Annotated in this window: 19 protein-coding genes; 16 read left to right on the forward strand and 3 right to left on the reverse strand. The window is 39.8% G+C overall.

The genetic code is table 11. The annotated features are described in order from the left end of the window. Positions 1-3: 3 nt before the first annotated feature. The 12 genes from AACZ73_RS07265 to AACZ73_RS07320 all read left to right on the forward strand — a co-directional run bounded on the left by AACZ73_RS07265 (position 4) and on the right by AACZ73_RS07320 (position 12140). Positions 4-1722 carry a TonB-dependent receptor gene (locus AACZ73_RS07265; protein WP_339876738.1) on the forward strand — a complete coding sequence of 573 codons (1719 nt, stop codon included), beginning with the start codon at positions 4-6 and terminating at the stop codon, positions 1720-1722. Between the two features lie 67 nt (positions 1723-1789). After that, positions 1790-2575 carry a hypothetical protein gene (locus tag AACZ73_RS07270; protein WP_339876740.1) on the forward strand — a complete coding sequence of 262 codons (786 nt, stop codon included), beginning with the start codon at positions 1790-1792 and terminating at the stop codon, positions 2573-2575. A gap of 1 nt (position 2576) precedes the next feature. Then, the gene (locus AACZ73_RS07275) at positions 2577-3263 is read left to right on the forward strand and encodes a MotA/TolQ/ExbB proton channel family protein (protein ID WP_339876742.1); all 687 of its coding nucleotides are present in this window, start codon (positions 2577-2579) and stop codon (positions 3261-3263) included. 5 nt (positions 3264-3268) lie between these two features. Beyond that, positions 3269-3658 (forward strand): biopolymer transporter ExbD, encoded by a 390-nt coding sequence (locus AACZ73_RS07280; RefSeq protein WP_057937742.1) that lies wholly within the window; start codon positions 3269-3271, stop codon positions 3656-3658. A 4-nt stretch (positions 3659-3662) separates the two neighbouring features. Beyond that, positions 3663-4619, forward strand: coding sequence for an energy transducer TonB (locus AACZ73_RS07285; protein WP_339876744.1), 957 nt, complete (start codon positions 3663-3665; stop codon positions 4617-4619). A 3-nt stretch (positions 4620-4622) separates the two neighbouring features. Continuing rightward, entirely contained in the window at positions 4623-5990 is a 1368-nt protein-coding gene (locus tag AACZ73_RS07290) for a folylpolyglutamate synthase/dihydrofolate synthase family protein (protein ID WP_339876746.1), read from the forward strand. Then, entirely contained in the window at positions 5991-6650 is a 660-nt protein-coding gene (gene trmB / locus AACZ73_RS07295; RefSeq protein WP_339876747.1) for a tRNA (guanosine(46)-N7)-methyltransferase TrmB, read from the forward strand. It abuts the gene before it with no gap. A 137-nt stretch (positions 6651-6787) separates the two neighbouring features. Beyond that, positions 6788-7486 carry an NAD-dependent deacylase gene (locus tag AACZ73_RS07300; protein ID WP_339876749.1) on the forward strand — a complete coding sequence of 233 codons (699 nt, stop codon included), beginning with the start codon at positions 6788-6790 and terminating at the stop codon, positions 7484-7486. Between the two features lie 49 nt (positions 7487-7535). Further along, on the forward strand, positions 7536-8471 hold the full coding sequence (locus AACZ73_RS07305; RefSeq protein WP_339876751.1) for a DUF5996 family protein: 936 nt from the start codon (positions 7536-7538) through the stop codon (positions 8469-8471). A gap of 97 nt (positions 8472-8568) precedes the next feature. Further along, a complete protein-coding gene (locus tag AACZ73_RS07310) occupies positions 8569-9690 on the forward strand; it encodes a serine hydrolase domain-containing protein (protein ID WP_339876753.1) in 1122 nt (373 codons plus the stop codon). 234 nt (positions 9691-9924) lie between these two features. Continuing rightward, the gene (gene mgrA, locus AACZ73_RS07315; RefSeq protein WP_339876755.1) at positions 9925-10944 is read left to right on the forward strand and encodes an L-glyceraldehyde 3-phosphate reductase; all 1020 of its coding nucleotides are present in this window, start codon (positions 9925-9927) and stop codon (positions 10942-10944) included. After that, a complete protein-coding gene (locus AACZ73_RS07320) occupies positions 10941-12140 on the forward strand; it encodes an MFS transporter (RefSeq protein ID WP_339876757.1) in 1200 nt (399 codons plus the stop codon). The genes mgrA and AACZ73_RS07320 overlap by 4 nt, the downstream gene beginning before the upstream one ends. A 102-nt stretch (positions 12141-12242) precedes the next feature. On the opposite strand, the gene AACZ73_RS07325 is transcribed toward AACZ73_RS07320, so the two are convergent. Next, positions 12243-13034 carry a hypothetical protein gene (locus tag AACZ73_RS07325; protein WP_339876758.1) on the reverse strand — a complete coding sequence of 264 codons (792 nt, stop codon included), beginning with the start codon at positions 13032-13034 and terminating at the stop codon, positions 12243-12245. 299 nt (positions 13035-13333) lie between these two features. On the opposite strand from AACZ73_RS07325, the gene AACZ73_RS07330 reads away from it, so the two are divergent. Continuing rightward, positions 13334-13894: a GNAT family protein gene (locus AACZ73_RS07330; RefSeq protein ID WP_339876760.1), complete on the forward strand. Its 561-nt coding sequence runs from the start codon at positions 13334-13336 to the stop codon at positions 13892-13894. A gap of 54 nt (positions 13895-13948) precedes the next feature. Here AACZ73_RS07330 and AACZ73_RS07335 read toward each other — a convergent pair whose 3' ends face one another. Beyond that, on the reverse strand, positions 13949-15172 hold the full coding sequence (locus tag AACZ73_RS07335; RefSeq protein WP_339876762.1) for an Nramp family divalent metal transporter: 1224 nt from the start codon (positions 15170-15172) through the stop codon (positions 13949-13951). A gap of 234 nt (positions 15173-15406) precedes the next feature. Between AACZ73_RS07335 and rmuC the strand changes: the two genes are divergently transcribed. The 3 genes from rmuC to AACZ73_RS07350 all read left to right on the forward strand — a co-directional run bounded on the left by rmuC (position 15407) and on the right by AACZ73_RS07350 (position 19614). Continuing rightward, complete coding sequence (rmuC, locus tag AACZ73_RS07340; protein ID WP_339876764.1) at positions 15407-16651, forward strand: DNA recombination protein RmuC; 1245 nt, start codon at positions 15407-15409, stop codon at positions 16649-16651. Between the two features lie 164 nt (positions 16652-16815). Beyond that, positions 16816-18162 (forward strand): Trk system potassium transporter TrkA, encoded by a 1347-nt coding sequence (gene trkA, locus AACZ73_RS07345; RefSeq protein WP_339876765.1) that lies wholly within the window; start codon positions 16816-16818, stop codon positions 18160-18162. 3 nt (positions 18163-18165) lie between these two features. Then, a complete protein-coding gene (locus AACZ73_RS07350) occupies positions 18166-19614 on the forward strand; it encodes a potassium transporter TrkG (protein WP_339876767.1) in 1449 nt (482 codons plus the stop codon). Here the strand turns inward: AACZ73_RS07350 and AACZ73_RS07355 are convergent. Then, positions 19611-22070, reverse strand: coding sequence for a ligase-associated DNA damage response DEXH box helicase (locus AACZ73_RS07355; protein ID WP_339876768.1), 2460 nt, complete (start codon positions 22068-22070; stop codon positions 19611-19613). The genes AACZ73_RS07350 and AACZ73_RS07355 overlap by 4 nt on opposite strands. Between the last annotated feature and the right edge of the window lie 29 nt (positions 22071-22099).

The raw sequence follows: 22099 nt of genomic DNA on the forward strand, positions 1-22099 counted from the left end.
ACCATGATGAAGCTAGCGAAAACTATCCTTTTGACAGGAATAATCGGTTTGACATCCGGATTGGTAATGGCCCAAACACAACAACGTGGAGCTGTGACTGATCAAGAGTTTGTGATCAGAAAAGACCGTGTTTTAACAGTGCCTGTGCAGCCTAGGATGTATGAGAAACTTCCAGTTTTGCCTAAGCCAACTGGTTTGAATGAATATAATTATTTGGTAACAAGCTATCCTTTAAATCTGAAACCCTTGGATTTGAAAGCTGAACCATCCCAAAAAGTCTATACACCTGACCGATTGGATCTATATCAGGGATATATCCGTGCAGGCTATGGAAATTTTGACTCTCCGCTTTTGGAAGCTAGATACATGGGAACTGATATTGCAGATTTCAATTACTCCCTTCAGTTGAATCATCAAAGCTTCGGCAAAGGTCCTGTGCTGGCTGAGGAATCAAAGGAGTCCCATACGAATTTGGGGTTTGATGGAAGTTATTTTACAGATCTGTTCGAAGTCTTCGGCGGGATCAACTGGAATCAGGACAGTTATCAATTCTATGGTTTGGACCCTAACTATCTTCTGGATGAGAATGGAAGCTTTGTGGGCTTTAGCGGAAACGTGTTGCACGCCGTAGAAGTTAAGGCTGGAATTCGTGAACTTGAGAAAGTCGGCCCTTTTTCTTATGAAGGTCAACTGAGCTTTAGAAACTTCACAGATAGCTACATGGTGAAGGAGAACCAGATAGGTATAGAAGCTAGTGGTACTTTCAGACCTACTGAAGACTGGGCTGGAAGGGTAGGCTTGTCTTACTTTACCACCAATCCAGAAGATTTGAATTACTCTTTGAATAGAACATATTTTGCTATTAGACCTACGGTTTCATATAAATATGAGGCATTCAATTTTACAGCTGGTTTGAATCTTATTGCAGAAAACGATTCTTTAGAGAATAAGTCAAGCGATTTTCATGTGTTTCCAGTGTTGAAAGCGAACTATCAGTTTGCTGAGGAATTTGGCTTTTTTGCAGAATTTTCTGGGGATGTTCAGCGCAACACCTACTATAGTTTTGTAAATGAAAACCCATATTTGGGACCAAGTGACCAGTTGCTTAATACGATTCAGAATTACAAGGTAGAAGGCGGGATAGAAGGTCAGTTTGGCGGAGCATTTAGCTATCGTGGCTCTATCAACATGAGTCGTTACAATCAGATGCACTTCTTTGTGAATAATTACACAAATAATTTGGTGACCAGTGATTCGGCAAGGTTTAGCTTAGTATATGATGAGAAAACGACTGTTTTTAACATCAATGCAGAATTAGGGTATAAATTCTCAGATATGTATTCGCTCAATAGTAGATTGGATTTGTATCAATACGACCTTAGCACTCAGGCAGAAGCATGGAACAGACCTATCTGGGAATTGAGAGTAAACAATCAGATAACTCCAATTCAGCGATTAATAGTACAAGCAAATTTAAACTTGATGGGTGGAATAAAAGCTAGAGGTAATGATTTGAGTGATATTTTTGAAGAAACAGGCCCTTATGAAGTAGTGAAACTGAAGACCATCGCTGATCTGCAACTGAAAGCTGATTATGGCATTACAGAAAGAATTTCGGTTTTTGCTGAAGGCAATAACATTCTAAATGGTCAAAATATGCGTTGGTTAAATTATCCGACCAGAGGAATTCAGTTTATTGGAGGTGCATCCTTTAAGTTCTAAGATTGTTAGCGGCTTTATGTTTGGGTTACACTCAATTCAATTAGTTTCGTAACATTCCCTTAAAATAATGATTGGTACAGATACAGATAAAAAGCATTGGACTGATGCAAAAGACTATGGACTTCCGTATGTAGCTGTTGTTCCCTTAGCACAGGCTGAAATCCCTAAGAAAGACGAGGAACCCGATGCACCTATCGATATAGCTGAAGTCAAGAAGAAGACGATTCAAGGTATTAAACCTACCAGTTCTAAAATTGATACTGTTTCTAAATCAGAATTCAAGGTTGAGGATAAGAAATCCAGTAATTCGTGGATTTGGATTGCTGCTTTATTGGCTTTGGCAGTGGTGATTGTGATTATTTGGCAGATGAATAAGTCTGTAGTGTCTGATCAAAGTCCCGAAGTGCTAGTGTCACAGTCCACAGAAGCAGTTGCAAGTGAAGAAAATGATGAAGTTGCAATCAATTCCACCCCAAGTGAAGAAACTCAAATCATTGAAAATCAGTCCTCTATTTCAGATTCTATAAGTTCTGAAGCTCCACCCGTAGAATCGGGCCAAACTGGTACAACTATTGCGTCTGAGGTGTCTGGAACTTTGATTCGGGTTACAGAGAAGGCGGATAGGGCTCAATTCTATATTATTGTTGGCAGCCTTCCTAATGAAGCCATGGCTTTGAAAGAGGCTGAGCAATACAAGGACAGGGCAGAGACTATTTATCTAATTATGCCATACGAAGATGTGACGAATTATCGTTTGGCAATAGGAACTTCGATAGGATGGTCAGCAATCAATGAAGAACTTGCTCGGGTCAAAGACCAATACACAGAGGATTTATGGATTTTGAAATATTAATATGATTCTACTTCAAACGCTCTCTACAGATACTCTTTCTGCAGCAGATAGCCTGGCGATGGGTGCCACCAAAACAGATATTGGTCTTCTTGATCTTTTGATCAAAGGCGGTTACATGATGGTTCCGCTCTACCTTTTGTTCATTCTTGCCATTTTTATTTTTGTAGAACGGTTGATTACATTAAATAAGGCTTCTAAAACTTCTTCTCATTTGATGGATCAAGTCAAAGTGCTGGTGCAAAGTGGTCAGACTGAGAAAGCGAAAATTCTTTGCGCCGGAGAACATACTCCTGTTGCAAATATGATTGCTAAGGGTGTAGAGCGTATTGGCTCCCCATTGAAAAATATCGAGGTGGCTATTGAGAATGTAGGTAAAATCGAGATTTATAAGTTGGAGAAAAATTTGAATCTCTTAGCAACTGTATCTGGTGCAGCCCCTATGATTGGATTCTTGGGAACGGTAGCGGGTATGATTCAGGCATTTATTGCTATAGCTCAGGAAGAAGGAATGGTTTCTCCAAAGCTTCTTTCCGAAGGTATCTATGAGGCGATGATTACTACTGCTGCAGGTTTGGTGGTAGGTATTATAGCCTATTTGGGATATAACTACTTAGTATCAAAAGTATCGAAGCTTGTTCACAACATGGAGTATTCTTCGATAGAATTTATCGATTTGCTTCAAGACTAATCACTATGGGACTTCAAGCTAAAAATAAAGTAGATCCAGCATTCAGCATGTCATCAATGACAGACATTATTTTTCTGTTGTTGATCTTCTTTATGCTTACATCTTCCTTCATCACACCTTCTGGATTACCTGTAAACTTGCCTTCGAGTGAGACTTCAGACATCGTAATGCAGGAAGTTACCGTTACAGTTACGAAGGATTTGAAATACTCCGTAAATGACAAGATTGTTCCAAGGGAACAAATCAAGGGAGAATTGACTTCTTTACTTAAAGATAAGAAAGGTCAGGTCGTGCTGCATATTGACAAAGATGTACCAGTAGAGTATCTAGTGGAGATCGGAGGAATCGCAGCAGGATTAGAAGCAAATGTTTCAATCGCAACAAAACCATTCTAAAGCAATGGAATACTGGAATGCAGATAAAATAGAGAGCGAAAGCAAAAAGAAATCGTGGATAATCACTATTATCTTCAACGTGTTGCTCTTGATTGCGCTCTATTTTATTGTGGTCTGGAAGCAGCCCGTTCCACCTTTACCAACTTTCGGCTTGGAATTGAACCTTGGGTTTACCCCGACTGGCTCAGGTGAAAGAAATAGCCCTGCACCTCCATCAGAAACTCCAACTCCAGTAGTAGAAGATGCTGCTCCTGGCCAAGTCGCTGAAGTGGTAACTCAACCAGCTATACCTCCTCCAAGTCCAAAAACTGAGACTGCTAAACCTGTGGCTCAGCCAAAACCTTCTGTTAATAAGGCTGTGACCACAAAACCTTCTCCGATCAGAGGAGAGGAAAAAGCTACAGAACAGACCAAAAAACCAGAGCCAGTTAAGAAAGAAGTGGCAAAGCCGGTAGAAACTCCAGCAAAAGCTGAGGAGAAAGAAACCGTGCAAAAAGCTCCTGAAAAACCAAAAATTGACCAAAGAGCAATCTTTGGCGCAGGAGGGACTTCAGGAAAAGGAACTACACCAGCATCTGGCGGAGCTCAGGGAACTTCTAACGAAAAAGGAGATGAGGGCGATCCGAAAGGAACTGTTGACGGAAGAGCGATCATGGGTGTTGGGTCTGGAAAAGGAGCTAACTCAGGTGATGGTTACAGCTTAGATCTTGCAGGATGGGATTTCGCACAGCGACCTAATATCAATGATAGAGTATCTACTCGAAATGGTAGAATTGTTTTTAAAATCACCATTGACGATTTGGGAAGGGTTGTCCAGGCAGTTCCCTTGGAATACAATGTATCCAATGATGTACTTGCTTATTACCGTCAGGTAGTGAATCAGATTTCTTTTAAAAAACAAGGTGGAGCTGCTGCTGAATTTTCCACTGGGAAAATCACGTTTGTTATTAAGGTTGATTAAGCAATGAATTACCAGGAGACGCTGGATTACTTGTTTAACTCCCTTCCTATGTTTCAGAGAGTGGGAGCATCTGCTTTCAGAAAGGATCTTAGAAGTACAATTGTACTTTGCAATCACCTAGGAAATCCCGAAAATAAATTCAAATCAATTCACGTAGCCGGTACGAATGGGAAAGGAAGTTCTTCTCATAGTTTAGCTGCTATTTTTCAAAGCGCTGGTTATAAAACTGGACTTTACACTTCACCGCATCTTAAGTCTTTTACAGAGCGAATTAGAATCAATGGACAGGAAATAAGCCCTGAGCTGGTTGTTCAGTTTGTGGAAGAAAACAAGAGCTTTCTAGATGAACTCAAGCCAAGCTTTTTCGAAATGACAGTTGGAATGGCATTCTGGCATTTTGCAGAGCAGGAAGTAGATATTGCAATCATCGAAGTGGGCATGGGCGGCAATTTTGACAGTACGAATATTATCACCCCCGAGCTTTCTCTGATTACCAATATAGGTTTTGATCATATGCAGTTTCTCGGAGATACGTTGCCTTTGATTGCAGGGGAGAAAGCTGGAATCATTAAAAAAGAAGTTCCTGTGGTGATCAGCGAAACACATGAAGAGACGCAAGCTGTTTTCTTGGAAAAAGCCAAGACGATGAACGCACCCATCACTTTTGCAGATCAAAATTGGAAAGCTAATAAAGAATCGGAAGTGGACGGCAAGGCGAATTTTAGTATCCAATCATTCAAGCAATCAGATGGATTAAAGTGGTCTGTGAGGACACAAACCACTGCATACTCCGTGAAGACACAGACCAAGGCACAGGGAAAGGAAACGATTGATCTGATTTTTGGGCTTAATGGGAATTATCAGAAGTACAATCTTCCGGGAATTCTAGAATCCGTAGCTCAAATGAGGCAAATGGGCTGGAATTTGCCAACTGAGGCAGTTTTGGAAGGTATGAAAAATGTGACAGAATTAACTGGCTTGAAGGGAAGATGGCAGACGTTATCCTCCAACCCGACAGTGATTTGTGATACAGGACATAATGAAGCTGGATTTCGAGAAATCCTTTCCCAATTAGAGACATATAGTTTTGAAAAACTATGGCTTGTTTTGGGCATGGTTCAGGATAAAGACATCTCCAAAGTGCTATCCATGCTTCCAAAATCGGCAAACTATGTTTTTTGCGAAGCAAAACTCCCAAGAGCTTTACCTGCAGATCAATTGGCTGAAAAGGCAGTTTCTGCGGGTTTGAAGGGTGAAGTTATTCCTGACATAAATGAAGCTTTAGCATTTGCCAGAAAAAATGCAGCGGAAGATGACTTGATTTTTGTAGGAGGGAGTACTTTTGTGGTTGCAGAAATTGAAGAGCTTTAGATGAGTAGAAAAAAACTGGTTCGCTTCCAAGAAAACGAGGAGAATCCAAATGTAATCCAGGCTGGAAAGCCAATTTTTGAAACAATCAAAGGAAACTGGAATGAAGTACAGTTCCAAAATACTAACCCAATCGTTGTAGAGCTCGCTTGCGGTAGGGGTGAGTTTACAGTAGGGTTAGCCCGTAATTTCCCAAATCAAAACTTTATTGGTGTAGATATCAAAGGAAGTAGAATCTGGAAAGGTAGCTCGACAGCTACCAAAGAGGGAATTCACAATGTGGCATTTCTGAGAACCCAAATTGAACTTCTCGAAAAGTACTTCGCTGCAGATGAGATTTCTGAGCTTTGGATTACTTTCCCAGATCCATTTCCTCGGGATGGAGATGAAAAGCGTAGATTGACATCACCACGTTTTTTGGATATGTATAAGCCTATGGTAAAGAAGGATGGCTTTTTGCACTTCAAAACTGACAACACGGATCTATTTAATTACTCATTGGAGCTTTTCCAAACAAGAGAAGATATAGAGGTAATTGGTTTCACGCATGATTTCTATCAGTCTGAGTGGAAAGATGACCACTTTGGCATTCAGACACGCTACGAAAAGATGTTCTCCGACAAAGGAGAGAAAATTAAATACCTTAAATCAAGGTTTGTTTAAGACTCTCTGAATACATTTCCGTACATATCCGCTGATTGCCTAGATTTTGAAGTATTCACATGTTAAATAAAGTTGAGTATAAAGCCGGATATATAATTTATATGAATGAATCTGCTGGATAAAATCATCACTATATCATGAGCAAAAAGAAGCATTTGGTTGTACTCAGTGGTGCCGGAATTTCTGCAGAAAGTGGAATCAAAACTTTCAGAGATTCGGGTGGACTTTGGGAAGGGCACGATGTGATGGAAGTTGCTTCCCCCGAAGGATGGAGACGTAATCGGCAACTAGTTCAGAATTTTTATAATCTTCGTCGTAAGCAGTTACTTGAATGTGAGCCAAATCAAGCTCATCTGATTTTGGCTAAGCTAGAGAAGGATTTCAAGGTTTCCATAATCACTCAAAACGTCGATGACTTGCATGAGCGGGCAGGTTCTACCACCGTTGTGCACCTACATGGCGAGCTGAAGAAGGCCGAAAGTACCTTGGATTCAAGCTTGGTCTATGATCTAGATCACTGGGAAATCAAAGAAGGAGATAAATGTGAAAAAGGAAGCCAGCTTCGGCCTTATATAGTTTGGTTTGGTGAGCAGGTTCCAAAGATGGAAGAAGCTATAGAAATTGCTACTTCTGCTGATATATTTGTGGTCATAGGAACATCTCTACAAGTATATCCGGCAGCTGGTTTAGTAAATTACGTCCCGGATGCAAGTGAGATTTACCTTATTGATAACAAAAATCCGGAAGTAAGTTTTCGAAGAAAAGTGCATTATATCTTGGATAACGCAACCAAGGGCATGAAGACTCTTGAAAAAATAATAAAGTCAGAAATATAATTTTTGTTCAGGAAGGAAATCCTATAAATTGACAGATAAACTTTTACCTATGGTAGCTAAAAAGAATTCTTGGCCAGTATTTCAGTTTGAAGAGAATAAAGACACTATTTATCTGCTACACCAATGGTCGCAAATAGTAGGAAAAGTACGTCTTAAAAAATCTCCTTGGCAAAACCATTCCTGGCATGTCTCACTTTATGTGGATGCAGAAGGGCTTACCACTGGCTTAATTCCCTACGAGAATGGTGTGTTTGACATCAGATTTGATTTCATTCATCATGAGTTGAAGATAAAAACAAGTAATGGAACTAGGGATAGATTTGCTTTAGGTGGTCAGACAGTTGCAAGCTTTTATGAGCAACTGATGGAAAAACTTAAGTTTTTGGGAGTTGAAGTAAAAATTCATGATAGCCCAAATGAAGTACCAGATCCAATTCCCTTCTTAAAGAATAAGAAGCGCATTATGTACCAGGCAAATGCAGCGCAAAGCCTATGGAAAACTTTGGTACATATTCAGAATGTATTTGGGATTTTCAGAACAAGATTTACTGGAAAAAGTAGCCCAATTCATTTCTTTTGGGGATCTTTTGATTTGGCGTATACCAGGTTTTCGGGAAATGAAGCTCCTGCGTTTTCAGGTCAAGTTCCTAATATTCCAGCCTCAGTGATGCATGAAGCTTATTCCCATGAGGTATTTAGCGTTGGCTTTTGGCCAGGTAGTGAAGCTTTTAAGACTCCGGTTTTCTATGCCTATTGCTATCCTAATTACCCTGATTTTCAGCATGCGGTAATTTCTCCTGATAAAGCATACTGGAATAAAGACATGGGTGAATTTATGCTCAGTTACGATGAGGTAAGGAAATCTTCGGCTCCACAGGAGACGCTTCTTGAATTTTTACAGAGCTGTTATGAAGCGGCTGCAAAATCCGGGGACTGGGATAGAAAAAAACTTGATTGTGATTTATCCTATTTAGAAAAAAAGTAAATCGCTAATTATGAATCAATTTTAAGATTGAAAAAGTCTTGTTATCGATGATTCAATAATGAATTTTAAACCTTTTTAATTTAAATCCAGCTTTTTAATGAGCAAGAAAATCAAAATATTATTTGCTTTTTTGGTTTTCTGGGTGGCTCTGTTTGTCGCGTGGGAGTGGTGGCAAAGTTATCCGAAGGTACGCTTTTCCCCTCCTTTAAATACAACTTCCCAAAATGAAGGACTTGATTCTATATTAAATCAAGCCATGTCGACTTACCTTTTACCGGGTATTTCGCTAGCCATAGTGAAAAATGGAAAAGTTACCTATTTGAATGCTTTTGGGTATGAGAATTTGGACACCAAAGATCCGCTTACTGTAGAAAGCAAAATAGTCGTAGCTTCAGTCTCAAAACTTTTTACTGCATTAGGCTTGGCAATCATCCAAGAACAGAAAGGTCATCTGCCAAATACCCTATTAAATTCAATGGGAATGGGAATTAAAGTCAATTCCTCAAATATTTCCAATCTCCGACCCCTGGACTTCTTATCCCATGAATCGCGCATCCGCGATAAAAATTTCTCAGAGATGATTTTTTCTTTTTCAAATTCACAGGATCTCTATGAATGGGGAGAAGAGTTTTTGGATAAGCCTTCCACCTACGATTCAGATTCTATTGTTTACTCTTATGCGGATGCGAACTTCGATTTATTGGGCTACTTAATTAGCGTGTCTGCAAAAATGGACTTTGATTCACTTATGAAAAGCAAGGTTTTGATTCCTTCCGGCATGTTGAATTCTGAGTTTATTACCAGCTGGCCAATTGAAGACAATAAGATTACAGGGTATCAAAAAACCTTTCTTTGGAAAAGAATAGAGCCAAAAAGAATTAGCTTCCCAATTCTTCCTTCTCCATCTTCAGGGTTGATTACCACTACGAAAGATATGAGCTTGGCTTTGATTCACTTGTTAAGGGGAGAAATGGGTTTTTTTCAAAAATCACTTAACTGGCTCACACCTGAAGGTGAAAGTGCCCCTTTAGGCTTTCAGAAAACTCAGATAAATGGTGATGAGTGGATAGGTCACTTTGGCGGGCAGGCTGGTTATTCTAGCCTATTGTTTTATTCCAAAAAAGCTGATACGGGTATATTTCTATTTGCAAATTCCCGTGATAAGGAAGATTTTAGAATTGAGATCGCTAGGCAGGCAATACTTTACATTTCTCCATAAGAGGTATTTTGCCATTAAATTACTCTTGCCTTATCCATAAACTAATCAGATAATGGACTTTAAGCCTGATAGTGTGGTTTTAAGGTGTTGAGGTATATACAACCTAGGAATAATCTAAATATCATTTGTTGGCTGCTCATGGAAAAGTTGATTACTTCTTATAGGGTTAAATTTGATATGAGTTTTAATCACTCTATTTTGGTTGCCTCAATCTTAATACTCAAACCTTAAATAATGGACATCAACGATCATTCACCACTTTTACCTTATCAGCCGGCAGCTGATCGATACCATCAAATGAAGTATCGCAGGTGCGGGAACAGCGGTTTGGTTCTTCCTGAAATCAGCCTTGGCTTATGGCATAATTTCGGCCACAATGCTGATTTCACTTTAGGCCGATCTATTCTTCGTAGAGCATTTGACTTGGGAATTTGCCACTTTGATTTGGCAAATAACTACGGTCCCCCATTTGGTTCTGCTGAGGAAAATTTTGGTAGAATACTGAAAAAAGATTTCTCAACTTTAAGAGATGAACTGATTATTTCTTCAAAAGCAGGTTGGGATATGTGGCCTGGACCTTATGGTAATTATGGTTCTAAAAAATATTTGGTAGCAAGCTGCGATCAAAGCTTGAAGCGTATGGGGCTTGATTATGTAGATATTTTCTATCATCATAGACCAGATCCAGATACGCCATTAGAGGAAACTATGGGAGCTCTTGATCTTTTGGTACGACAAGGAAAAGCGCTTTATGTGGGTATTTCTCAGTATTCAGCAGAAGATACTGCAAAAGCTTATGGCATTCTTGAGAAACTTGGAACTCCTTTGCTGATTCATCAGCCCAGATATTCTATGATCGACAGATGGGTAGAAAATGGATTGATGGATGTGTTAGGAGAAAAGGGAGTAGGAAGTATTGCATTTTCACCATTGGAGCAAGGGCTTCTTACTGACAAGTATCTTAAAGGAATTCCTGCAGATTCCCGAGCTGCCAAGGATGGGCGATACTTGAAAGCTGAGCAAATTTCTCATGAAAAAATCAATATGATTTCTAAGTTGAATGATATAGCTATTGGTAGGGGACAAACTTTGGCACAAATGGCTATCGCTTGGTTACTAAAGGATGAGCGTATTACTTCTGTTTTGGTAGGGGTTTCCAAGCCTGAGCAATTAGATGATAATGTTGCTTCTGTGAAAAATTCTACTTTCAGTTCTGAGGAAGTAAAAACTATCAGGGAAATTCTGGGAGCTTGAAATCATCATTGACATCTCGGGGTGCCTTGATCTTGATTGTTTTGGCTCAATTTCTTGGCACCTCGCTCTGGTTTGCGGGCAATGCTGTAGCTCCAGAAATCAGCCAGATTCTAACTAGGCCTGGCATTTTAGCTACTGTTACTACTGCAGTACAGTTGGGATTTATTCTAGGAACGTTAGTATTTGCAATTTTTTCAATTCCCGATCGATTTTCTCCCAGTGATGTTTTTTTCTTCAGTTCCGTTTTAGCTGCAAGTTTCAATCTGCTGATCGTAATTCTTCCAATGTCTCTAGCCCAAGTACTTACCTGTCGGTTTATGGTAGGTTTTTTTCTGGCTGGAATATATCCAGTAGGGATGAAGATCGCCGCTGACTATTTTCAGAAGGGGTTGGGATCAGCGCTAGGGTATTTGGTAGGCGCATTAGTTTTGGGAACAGCCTTTCCACATCTTTTAAAAGGATTAGACTTAAACTATTCTTGGAAGTTAGTGCTTTGGTGTACTTCGGGACTTGCCTTGCTAGGAGGATTTATTGTTGGTTTTTTTGTTCCGGATGGCCCATTTCGCACTGTCAACTCAAAATTTGACTTTGGCCTATTACCAAAATTGGCCAAAATAAACGCACTAAAAAGCGCAGCTTCGGGCTATTTTGGACATATGTGGGAAGGATATACTTTTTGGGCATTCGTGCCTATGATTATTGTTTTGTTCAAAGGAAATGAAGTGATGGATTCCAGTGATAGTTTACTTTCATTCTTTGTAATAGCTATTGGTGGAATTTCCTGTGCTTTGGGAGGAATTTTTGCAAATCGAATTGGTAGTAAAAAAGTAGCTCAATTGGCACTAGCTGGCTCAGGAATATGCTGTGTTTCAGTCGTGTTTGCTGCTGGATTACCAGATTGGGTTTGGATAGGATTACTACTACTTTGGGGTATTTTAGTAACAGCAGACTCTCCACAGTTCTCTACCTTAGTAGCGCAAAGTGTGCCTCCAGAGTATCGTGGAACGGCATTGACCCTTGTAAATTGTATTGGATTCGCTATCTCTATTGTCAGTATTCAGTTCGCACAATATCTTTTGAATTGGCTCACAATTGACCAGGTCTTGGGGTTGCTTTTTGCTGGACCACTTTTAGGGATACTGTTTTTTCGTGTATATGATCGTAGGAAAATCATTCAAATTACTTCACAAACCTGACTATGAATTAGGATCTTGTGATTCAAATGTTTTTTATGATTTCATACTACTGTAAAAAAAAGAGGTCTCTTTCAAGACCTCTTCACGTAAGTTGCAACCGGACTATCGAACTACGTTTTCTAATGTTGCCAGATAAACCCATTTTTGATCTCTTGAGTTTAGCCCTTCGTTTACCGCTTCGCGCTGCGCTGCAGTTTGATTCATATCCTCATAGGATTGAGCGTTGAAGAATTGCATATAATCCTTGTAAACATTCATTGTCAGATGAGTGGATTTTGCTTCAGATCCTAGCGGTAGAGCAGTTCTCATCAGGCTCCAATGACCCATCATTCCTTGATCTACAAACTTTTGATGAATAGGTCGGAATACCTCTGATTCAGCTTTTTCATAGACATCGAACTGACCTTCATTTGCTTTCATCAAATCAAAGGATGCCAACACGCCAGGCTTCATCTGAAATTTATCATTGGTCTCTGAGATTTCCTTCATGTATAGCCTCATCGGCATATCCCGCATGTTCAAAGACTCCTGAAATAATTTGCCAATCTGAATACTACTTAGGTGCGGGTAGGCAATCCTGGTATATTCCATCATAGCTTGATCATCCAATCCATTCATCATCTGTACAGGATCGCTGTAATAAGTCACCATGATATACTGGAAGTCGGAGTGATCACCTCCGGATTGCATGGACCAAAAGTCCCATCCTTTGATTCGTTTGTCGTTAAGTGCCTGCCTGTACACCTTCTCCATTAAATCTTTAAACTCGATATAATCGAAAAGTTGGTCATTTTCCACCTTGACGAATTCGAATACCATGTACTGCGGTTGTTGAGCCTTGAGACTACTTACCCAAAGCATCCCACAAATCAAGAAAAGTAATAGCTTTTTCATTAATATTAGGGTTTAGGGTTTATTGCGCTTTGGTATAATTTAAAAAAATATTTTGTTGATATCCTTATTTAAGAGAGAAAATTTTATTTTAAGCGAATTATGTTAGGAAAATCTATTTTTAATAAAGTGTTCATAAAAATGCTGTTTTGGCAAGACAACTGTTGAAAGCTTACCTTTTTGTTAAATAAAGAGAGAAATAGTCTCAGGATTTGTAAGATTTGAAATTTCAAAATTGAAGCTATTTCCAAGGGTTATTTGGAGTTAAATCTTAATTTCGTTTACGTTTTTGTACTACTTGGATGATAGATAAGAAGCTGGTTTTAGAAAATGAAAGAGTAAAGCTTCGGCCGCTGTCGGAGGAAGACTTTCCTAGTTTAATGCCTTTGGCAAATGACCCTAGTCTCTGGACTTATTTCACCTATGACTTGAGCATTCCTGAGGAGTTTAATGAATGGGCCAGGCCAGCACTCAAAGGTGAAAGACTACAATTTTTAGTTTGGGATAAAAATGTAAACCAAGTAGTAGGAAGCACTGCTTTTGGGAATTATTCTGAAAGGGACGAAAGAATAGAGATTGGCTGGACTTGGCTGGGAAGGGAGTTTCATGGTGCCGGAATAAATCAAGCAATGAAGCTTTTAATGCTAAAATATTGCTTTGAAACACTAAAGCTGAAACGTGTAGAAATTAAAACTGATGTGCTTAATATACCCGCCCGAAATGCACTTTTAAAGTTTGGCGCGGTGGAAGAAGGAATTTTGAGAAGTCACACGTTACTTACACTTGGACGACGCAGGGATACCATTTATTACAGTGTGCTGGAGAATGAGTGGAGTAGGATCTCTTCAAAAAGTTTATTGTAATAATAGTAATTCAAATTGAACCTGTCTCTTAAAAGAATATTCTTTTAGGAGTGATCAGATTCCTAGAACAGCAACAATACTTTTTAATCCCAAGATTAAGGTAACTAGCCAGATCACAACAGCTACGATCGTATGTCCTGTTTTATTTCTATAGTTTCCTAAAACACCTTTTTGGGAAGCAATATAGATAATCCATCCACTGATTAAAGGTAAAAGCACACCATTAGCCAGCTGTGCTAAAGTGATTAGTTGCACGGGCTTGATTCCAAGTGACGCGAAAAGCAAACCCAGACCGACGATTATGCCCATGGATATTCTCATAGATAGGGAGTGGATTTCCTGACTCCAGCCTAATATTCCGCATATCACCAATGCCGCAGCAAGAGGAGCCGTAATGCTGGAAGTAAGCCCCGCTGCCATCAATCCAAACCCCATTAGGTATTTTGCGAAGCTTCCAAAAACGCTTTCCAAACCTTTGGAAACGTCTATAGCGCTGGTGATTTCGCTACTAGAATTTGCTGCTCCTACTATCAAAATAGCCATGGAAACCAGTCCTCCCAGAATGATAGAAATACAGATATCTCTTCTCATCCAAGGAATAGCATCTGATCCAGACCACCTTGATTTCGCCAAACTTGCATAGAGAAATAGATTATAAGGAACCACGGTAGTTCCTATCAAAGCTACTAGCGTTGGCAATTCTTCTATATTCCATGTTGGAATAAAGCCAGCAAGTACATTCGACCAATCAGGTTTAGTAAGGATTGCTGTGACTGAAAATGCGATTGACATGAGAATCACCAAACCGACCAAAAGACGCTCAAGAACTTTATAATTGCCAATCCACAACAGAATGAAAGCAAGAACTCCCAAAATCATATTTCCTGTATGAATTTCTAATCTTGCAAAATTGAGTGTAGGAGCTTCCCAGAATATCTGCAACCCCAAATTTGTCCCAGAGATATTCCCGGATTCATAGGCAGCATTTCCTATTCCTATAGCGATTAATACCAATCCCATAGAAAAGTACCGAAAGATTTGATTCCCTTTTTGTCTGCGAATCAATTGGCTTAAATCCAGTCCGGTCACTAACCCAAATCTTCCGGAAATCTCCTGAAGTACAACAGTAGATATAATGGACAATCCTAAAGCCCAAAGTAAGGAAAAGCCAAAATTCACACCAGCAAGTGTGCAAACTGTCACAGTTCCTGGACCAATGAAAGCTGCAGCGATAATGGGCCCAGGCCCTAGATTTTTGAAGATTGATTTAAGACTCAAAGCATAGCTATAAACATTGAAAAAAGGAATTCTCTTTGTGCAATATCAATTTTGAAAGAATTTTGCGCAGACTCAAAAAAGCCAATTTTAAGGATTGTATCAAACCAATTATAAAAGTTTACTTTTCTCAATCAACATGTTGAAATTATACCGACGCTATCTGTCACTAAAAACAAGCCGTTTTTAGTGACAGAATTTTCAAAGAACTACTTTCATGTCTGCAACCCTTAAACTATGCCAACTGACTATTTGACCATTTTAGTACTTATTCTTCAAGTGATTATTCTCTTCGTGTTTTTCCTACGAAAGAGTACTGATCAGGAAAAAGCTTTTTTGCAAACCGAACTTTCCAAAATGAGCAAGGAGCTAGAAGTTGCTCTGGCGCAGTCCAGACGTGAGGCAAGTGAGAATCTAACCAACCAATTTCAATTGGTATTCAATAGTATTCGTGCTAATTCCAAAGATCAAAACGAAGCACTAAAATCCTTTGGAGAAGTTTTTCGTCAGAATGTCCAGGAATTTAACACGCTCCAGCGAGAGAAGTTTACTGAGCTAAATCGCAGGCAGGAAGAGCTGATGAAGACAACTGAAGTGAGATTGGAAAAGATCCGTGAGACAGTAGATGAAAAACTCCAAAAAACATTGGAAACCCGCTTGGGACAGTCATTTGAGATGGTAAGCAATCAGCTACAGGCGGTTCAAAAGGGATTGGGAGAGATGCAAAACCTGGCAACTGGAGTAGGAGATCTAAAACGGGTTCTTACCAATGTGAAAAGCCGTGGAGTCCTGGGTGAATACCAGCTGCAGGCGATTTTGGAAAATTTACTTTCTCCTGATCAATACCTGCTAAATGCCGAGGTAGGAAAGGGTAATCGTGAGCGGGTTGAATTTGCAGTGAAAATGCCGGGCCAAATGGAATCAATTCTACTTCCCATAGATTCCAAATTTCCTCAGGAATCTTATCTGAGACTAGTAGATGCGTATGAATTAGCATCTAAGCCTGAGATAGAAATGAATCGTAATGAACTCTTTAAAGCTGTTAAAAAAGCTGCCCTGGATATACAGAACAAATACATTAACGCACCTTTTACCACGGACTTTGCGATACTTTTTCTTCCGGTAGAAAGCTTATATGCCGAAATACTTCGTGAACCCGGACTAACGCAACAAATCCAACAGGATTATAAGGTGCTTGTGACTGGGCCTACCACACTATCAGCGATCTTAAACAGTTTGCAAATGGGTTTCAGAACTTTGGCCATCCAAAAAAGGAGTTCCGAGGTGTGGCAGATTCTAGGCGCAATCAAGACTGAGTTTGGGAAGTTTGGGCACTTAATTGAGAAAACTCAGAAAAAACTCAGCGAAGCCAATTCCGAATTGGATAAACTGGTAGGAGCCAGGACAAGAGTAATCCAGCGAAAACTTAAAGATATTCAGGAATTACCTGAGGCAGAAAGCAATAAGTTGTTGGATGAATAGTGGTCCAGTTTTTTTGGGTCGTGAAAAAACTTCAATAAAACTGAATTTTTACCTAGGAGCTTTGTTACTTTGGCCTGTAAGGCATAAAAGAAATAGCTTAATAGCTGATTACCATTTAGAAAGCTCTTATTTTTGCCAATTCAAAAATCACCTGATTTACCTCTATGGGTATGAATATAGTGATTGCCGGTGCTGGAGACATGGGATACCACCTCGCTGAGCAATTAAGTTACGACAATAAGGACATTACACTCATCGATACCGACAGAGAAGTCCTGGATTATGTCTCTTCCAAGTTAGACGTGTTGACTGTTCAAGGAGATGCTACATCTTTTGAAGTTCTCAAGCGAGCTAATGCTAACAAAGCAAGTATGGTTTTGTGTGTTACTACTTCGGAAAAAACGAATATTGTAACCGCAGTTCTGGCTAAGCAGCTTGGCGCTAAACGCGTAATGGCACGTGTGAGAAACCACTCTTATATGGAAGCCGAGAATTTATCCTATTTCCAAAACCTTGGGATAGATAATCTTATCTCGCCGACCATGCTATGTAGCAAGCATATCTTCAATATGATCGAGAACTCCAGTTTTACTGAAGTCTTTGACTTTGAAGGTGGTAAGCTGAATATTGTTGGAATTACGCTGGATCAAAGTAACCCTTTGGTAAACCAGCGAATTATGGACACAAAGTCCAACCCGATTTTTGATGACATCAGAATTATTGCAATCCTAAGAGATCAAAAAACCATCATTCCTAGAGGCAGCACCATTATCCGTAATAACGATCACGTGTTTTTCATTTCCAATAAGAAAAATACGCAGACCATCATGGAAGTTCTAGGTCAGGAGAAGCATACGATCAAGAATGTGATGATCATCGGTGGCGATGATATGGCGCTTACTACAGCCCTGAGACTTGAAGACCATTTCCGTGTGACCCTGATCAATAAAGACAAGGAACGATGCAAATGGCTTGCTGAAAACCTCAAAAGCTCACTCGTGATCAATGGAGATTATAAGAATGTAGAGCTGCTTATGGAAGAAGGTTTAGAGCAGATGGATGCATTCCTTGCTTTAACGGAATCTTCCGAAACCAATATTATTGCAAGTTTGACGGCTAAAAATCATGGAGTTTACAAGACCATTGCACACGTTGATACTCGGGAGTACATCCATATTTCACATAGTATAGGGGTAGATTCTTTGATCAATAAGAAGCTTGTAGCTGCAAATGAGATTTCCCGATTCTTGAAAAAGGGTACTGTGGAAGCTGTTTCCGGAATTTATGGTGTGGATGCAGAATTCATCCAGTATTCTGTCTGTAAGAATAACAGATTAATAAAAAAATCATTACGGGAGCTTCATTTTCCAGATGCAGCAATTGTAGCAGGTGTAATAAGAGGAGAAAAAGTATTTATTCCAGATGGTGATTTCCAGTTGGATTTAAATGATAAAGCTATTGTTTTGGCTTTGCCAGAGGCAAAAAGTGCACTGGAAAAACTGTTTCATTAAGTCATGATTCATTTTAAAGAAATAGGGAAGATCATGGGCGCACTCTTGGTGCTAATATCCTTACTGATGCTTCCTGGAGTTATTTTTTCGCTTCATTTTAATGAGGATCCTTGGCCTATATTGAGTTCGGCTGTAATCACCATGATAATTGGAGTGACACTTTTTTTTTCCTTTTCCAAGCAAGATCAGAATATTCGAAAACGGGAAGGTTACCTTATCGTCGCCTTAAGTTGGGTTTTTATGGCTGGTTTTGGAATGCTGCCTTATGTGTTAAGTAACCAAATAAGTGGCTTTTCTGATGCTCTCTTCGAGACGATGTCAGGGCTTACGACTACCGGGGCTTCTATTCTGACAGATATTGAAGCAATGCCAAAGGGTTTGCTTTTCTGGAGAAGTATGACTCAGTGGATTGGTGGATTAGGTATAATTGTTTTGACGGTCGCTATTTTTCCTCTATTGGGAATAGGAGGGATTGAGCTTTTTGTAGCTGAGTCTCCGGGACCTACTTCGGATAAAGTTCACCCAAGAATATCTGAAACTGCAAAAAGACTATGGTATGTCTATGTTGGCCTCACCGTGACAGCTACCCTATTGTATTGGGCTGGAGGAATGACATTCTTTGATGCGATAAACCACGCACTTACTACCTTGGCAACGGGAGGATTCTCCACCAAAAATGCGAGCATGGCTTATTATGACTCAGCTTTCATTCAATATGTCGCCATACTATTTATGTTTTTAGCCGGGACTAACTTCACAGTTATATACTTTGGTTTGATGGGTAAATTCAGACGTGTATTTAATAGTGATGAGTTCAAAACGTATGGCTTGGCACTGCTAGGTATTTCCATAGTTTTATATTATCCTATTTTTGCAAACGGTGGCGTGAGCCATGAATTGGCATTTAGAAAATCACTTTTTCAGGTAGTTTCTATTGTAACAACTACTGGATTTGTCACGGATGATTACACACAATACAGCCAAGGAGTAACTTACATTTGTTTTATGCTATTGTTTTTAGGTGGATGCGCAGGCTCTACTGCAGGCGGAATCAAGTTTGTAAGGCACCTCACTTTCATCAAGAATTCCTGGCTAGAATTTAAACGACTTGTTCATCCAAGGGCAATAGTTCCTCTCATCATCAATGGTGACCGAGTGACAGGTAGAATCATTACTCACATAATGAATTTCCTTCTTATCTATCTACTGACTTTCGTTTTGGGAGCTTTTGCTTTATCCCTGATGGGGTATGATTTGGCAACATCGCTTGGTGCCGTTGCGACCTCATTGGCGAACGTAGGTCCAGGTATAGGAAGCGTTGGCCCAGTGGATAATTTTGCGTTTTTCTCACCGACCGCAAAAATATTTCTTTCGGTTATTATGCTATTGGGACGACTTGAGCTATTTACCCTGTTGATTTTGTTCACTCCATTCTTTTGGAGAGCTAATTAATCAGCTATTTTAAATTGTGCCTGGATTTTGGCAATTCGATCTTCAATTGATTCAGAACTGATCGATGTTCTGCTCAATCTATCTACCATGATGGGGAATGAGAAAGGAGTAAACTGAACCGGATGCTTTACGATGATTTGCTGTTGATTGATTTTTTGTAACGCGTGAATCATTTTGTCTTCTTCCATCTGCTGATCTATAGCTTCTCCATGAGCCTGCTTCAAAAGTAGATTCTCTGGATCATATTGCTCAAATACCTGAAAAAGCAAGCTGGAGTTAGCTTGAATATGTTTGAAAGTAGTTGGCTTGCCTGGATATCCCTGAAAAACTAATCCAGCAATACTTGCGATTTCCCTAAATTTTCGACGGGTCATCTCAGTCTCATTAACACAACGAAGTATATCCTCACGCAGATTTTTAAGTGAAAAAAGATCTTCCTCCAGTATTTCTTCAATATTTACATAGCTGTCGCAAAGCAATTCAAAACCATAATCATTCATTGCCATACTGAAAGTCACCGGATAGCTAACGCTGATTCTGTAAGCGATCAAAGCACTCATCAACTCATGAATCGCTCTGCCTTCAAATGGGTAAAAGAAAATGTGAAATCCCTGGTTTGTCTGATGGGATTCGATCAAAAATGTATCCCGGTTTGGGACAATGGAAAGCTTGTTTTGCAGTTCTAAAATAGGGGAGACTTGAACAATTTCTTCTGAGATATGGATTCCTTGATTGTAGAGTTCAAAGATTTCCCTGATTTTATCCGATAGTCTTGATGAAAGAGACATGCGTGCCCCCATCCAGCTTACCACGTTCCGGGTCTTTTTTTCAGAAACCTTTACAGTGGCTGTCAATCCATTTACCCTAAGCAATTCCAAACTCCTTCCGGTAAAGAAAAAGAGATCTCCAATTTTCATCTTAGCCATGAAAGATTCTTCGACTGTTCCCAAGTAAGCTCCATTTTTGAATTTCACTTTGATCATGGCATCCGAAACGATTGTCCCCATAGACAATCTATGCTTCATAGCAATCCTTTTATTGGTGACTCGGTAAAGACCATCCTCTGTTTGGATCACTTTCAAAAAATCCTCGTAGCTTCCCAATGAAGCTCCACCTTTGGTGATAAAGTCGATAATCCAAGACATCTCCGCCACCGAAAGGTCTTTATATGAATGGCATTTTTTCACCACTTGATAAATAGCCTCCTCATGAAAACCCACGCCAACTGCCAGAGTGACTAAGAATTGAATTAGGACATCGTAAGCAAGGACGGGAGGATACTGTGATTCCATTTCCTCTTTGTCTATGGCATCCCTCAGTGCAGCGGCTTCGATTAATTCCAATGAATTGGTAGGGACAAAGAATATCTCCGAAGGCAATCCAGGCTGATGGGAAGCACGACCTGCCCGCTGCATAAACCGGGAAACTCCCTTTGGGCTTCCTACTTGGATGACACGGTCAACTGGCCTAAAATCAACGCCTAGATCCAGACTCGATGTGCAGACTACCAGTTTTAATTTGCCTTCATGCAAGGCATTTTCAACCCATCCACGGACAGTCATATCCAGTGATCCATGATGCATGGCGATCCAACCTGCCCAGTCAGGTCTCACTTCAATAATTTTTTGATACCAGATTTCTGTTTGTGAACGTGTGTTGGTGAATAGCAACACTGTCTGACCAGCTTCAATAATGGGAAGTACCTGATCGAGCATTCTAATGCCTAAATACCCATGCCATGGATATTTTTCTACTTCTTCCGGAATGACAGAATGTAAAATAATCTGTTTTTTAATTGCTGCTTTTACGATGTGAACAGGCAAATTCTCTCCCAACAATATTTTTGCTGCAACTTCAAGATTACCTATAGTGGCTGAAACAGCCCACCTTCGAAAAGTGCCAGGGCAGATGGATTGTATATATTCCAGTGCTAGCTGAACTTGCACACCACGCTTGTTTCCGACCAGCTCATGCCATTCATCTATTACCACCGCTTGAACTGTCTGGAAAAGGTCAGCATGATCTTTCTGGGAAATCAAAACATGCAACGTCTCCGGAGTGGTAATTAGGCATTCAGGTGGTCTTCTTTTTATCGCTGCTCGGGTTTTTGCATCTGTATCTCCATTTCTAACAACTACTTGCCAAGGGAGTCCTATGGATTCACAAACTTCCTGCATTGCTTTTTGAATATCCTGCGCCAATGCTCTAAGAGGTGTTACCCATATCAGCTGAATTCCGTTCTTTTTGGGTTTTTGCCAAGTGTCAGGATTGTTGTATATATATTCCAAAATAACTGGAAACCAAAGCGCGAAAGTCTTCCCAGATCCTGTGGGAGCATTTAGCAATCCAGACTTTCCATCTAAATAATCATTCCAGGTTTGTTTTTGGAAGGGAAAAAGCGTCCAGCCTTTTTTATTAAAATAATCTAGTCCAATTGCCAGACGCGTATCTTTCATAGGTTGATTTTAGCCAATAGATTTATTTG

This window comes from uncultured Algoriphagus sp. (assembly GCF_963974835.1).
Classification (GTDB): domain Bacteria; phylum Bacteroidota; class Bacteroidia; order Cytophagales; family Cyclobacteriaceae; genus Algoriphagus.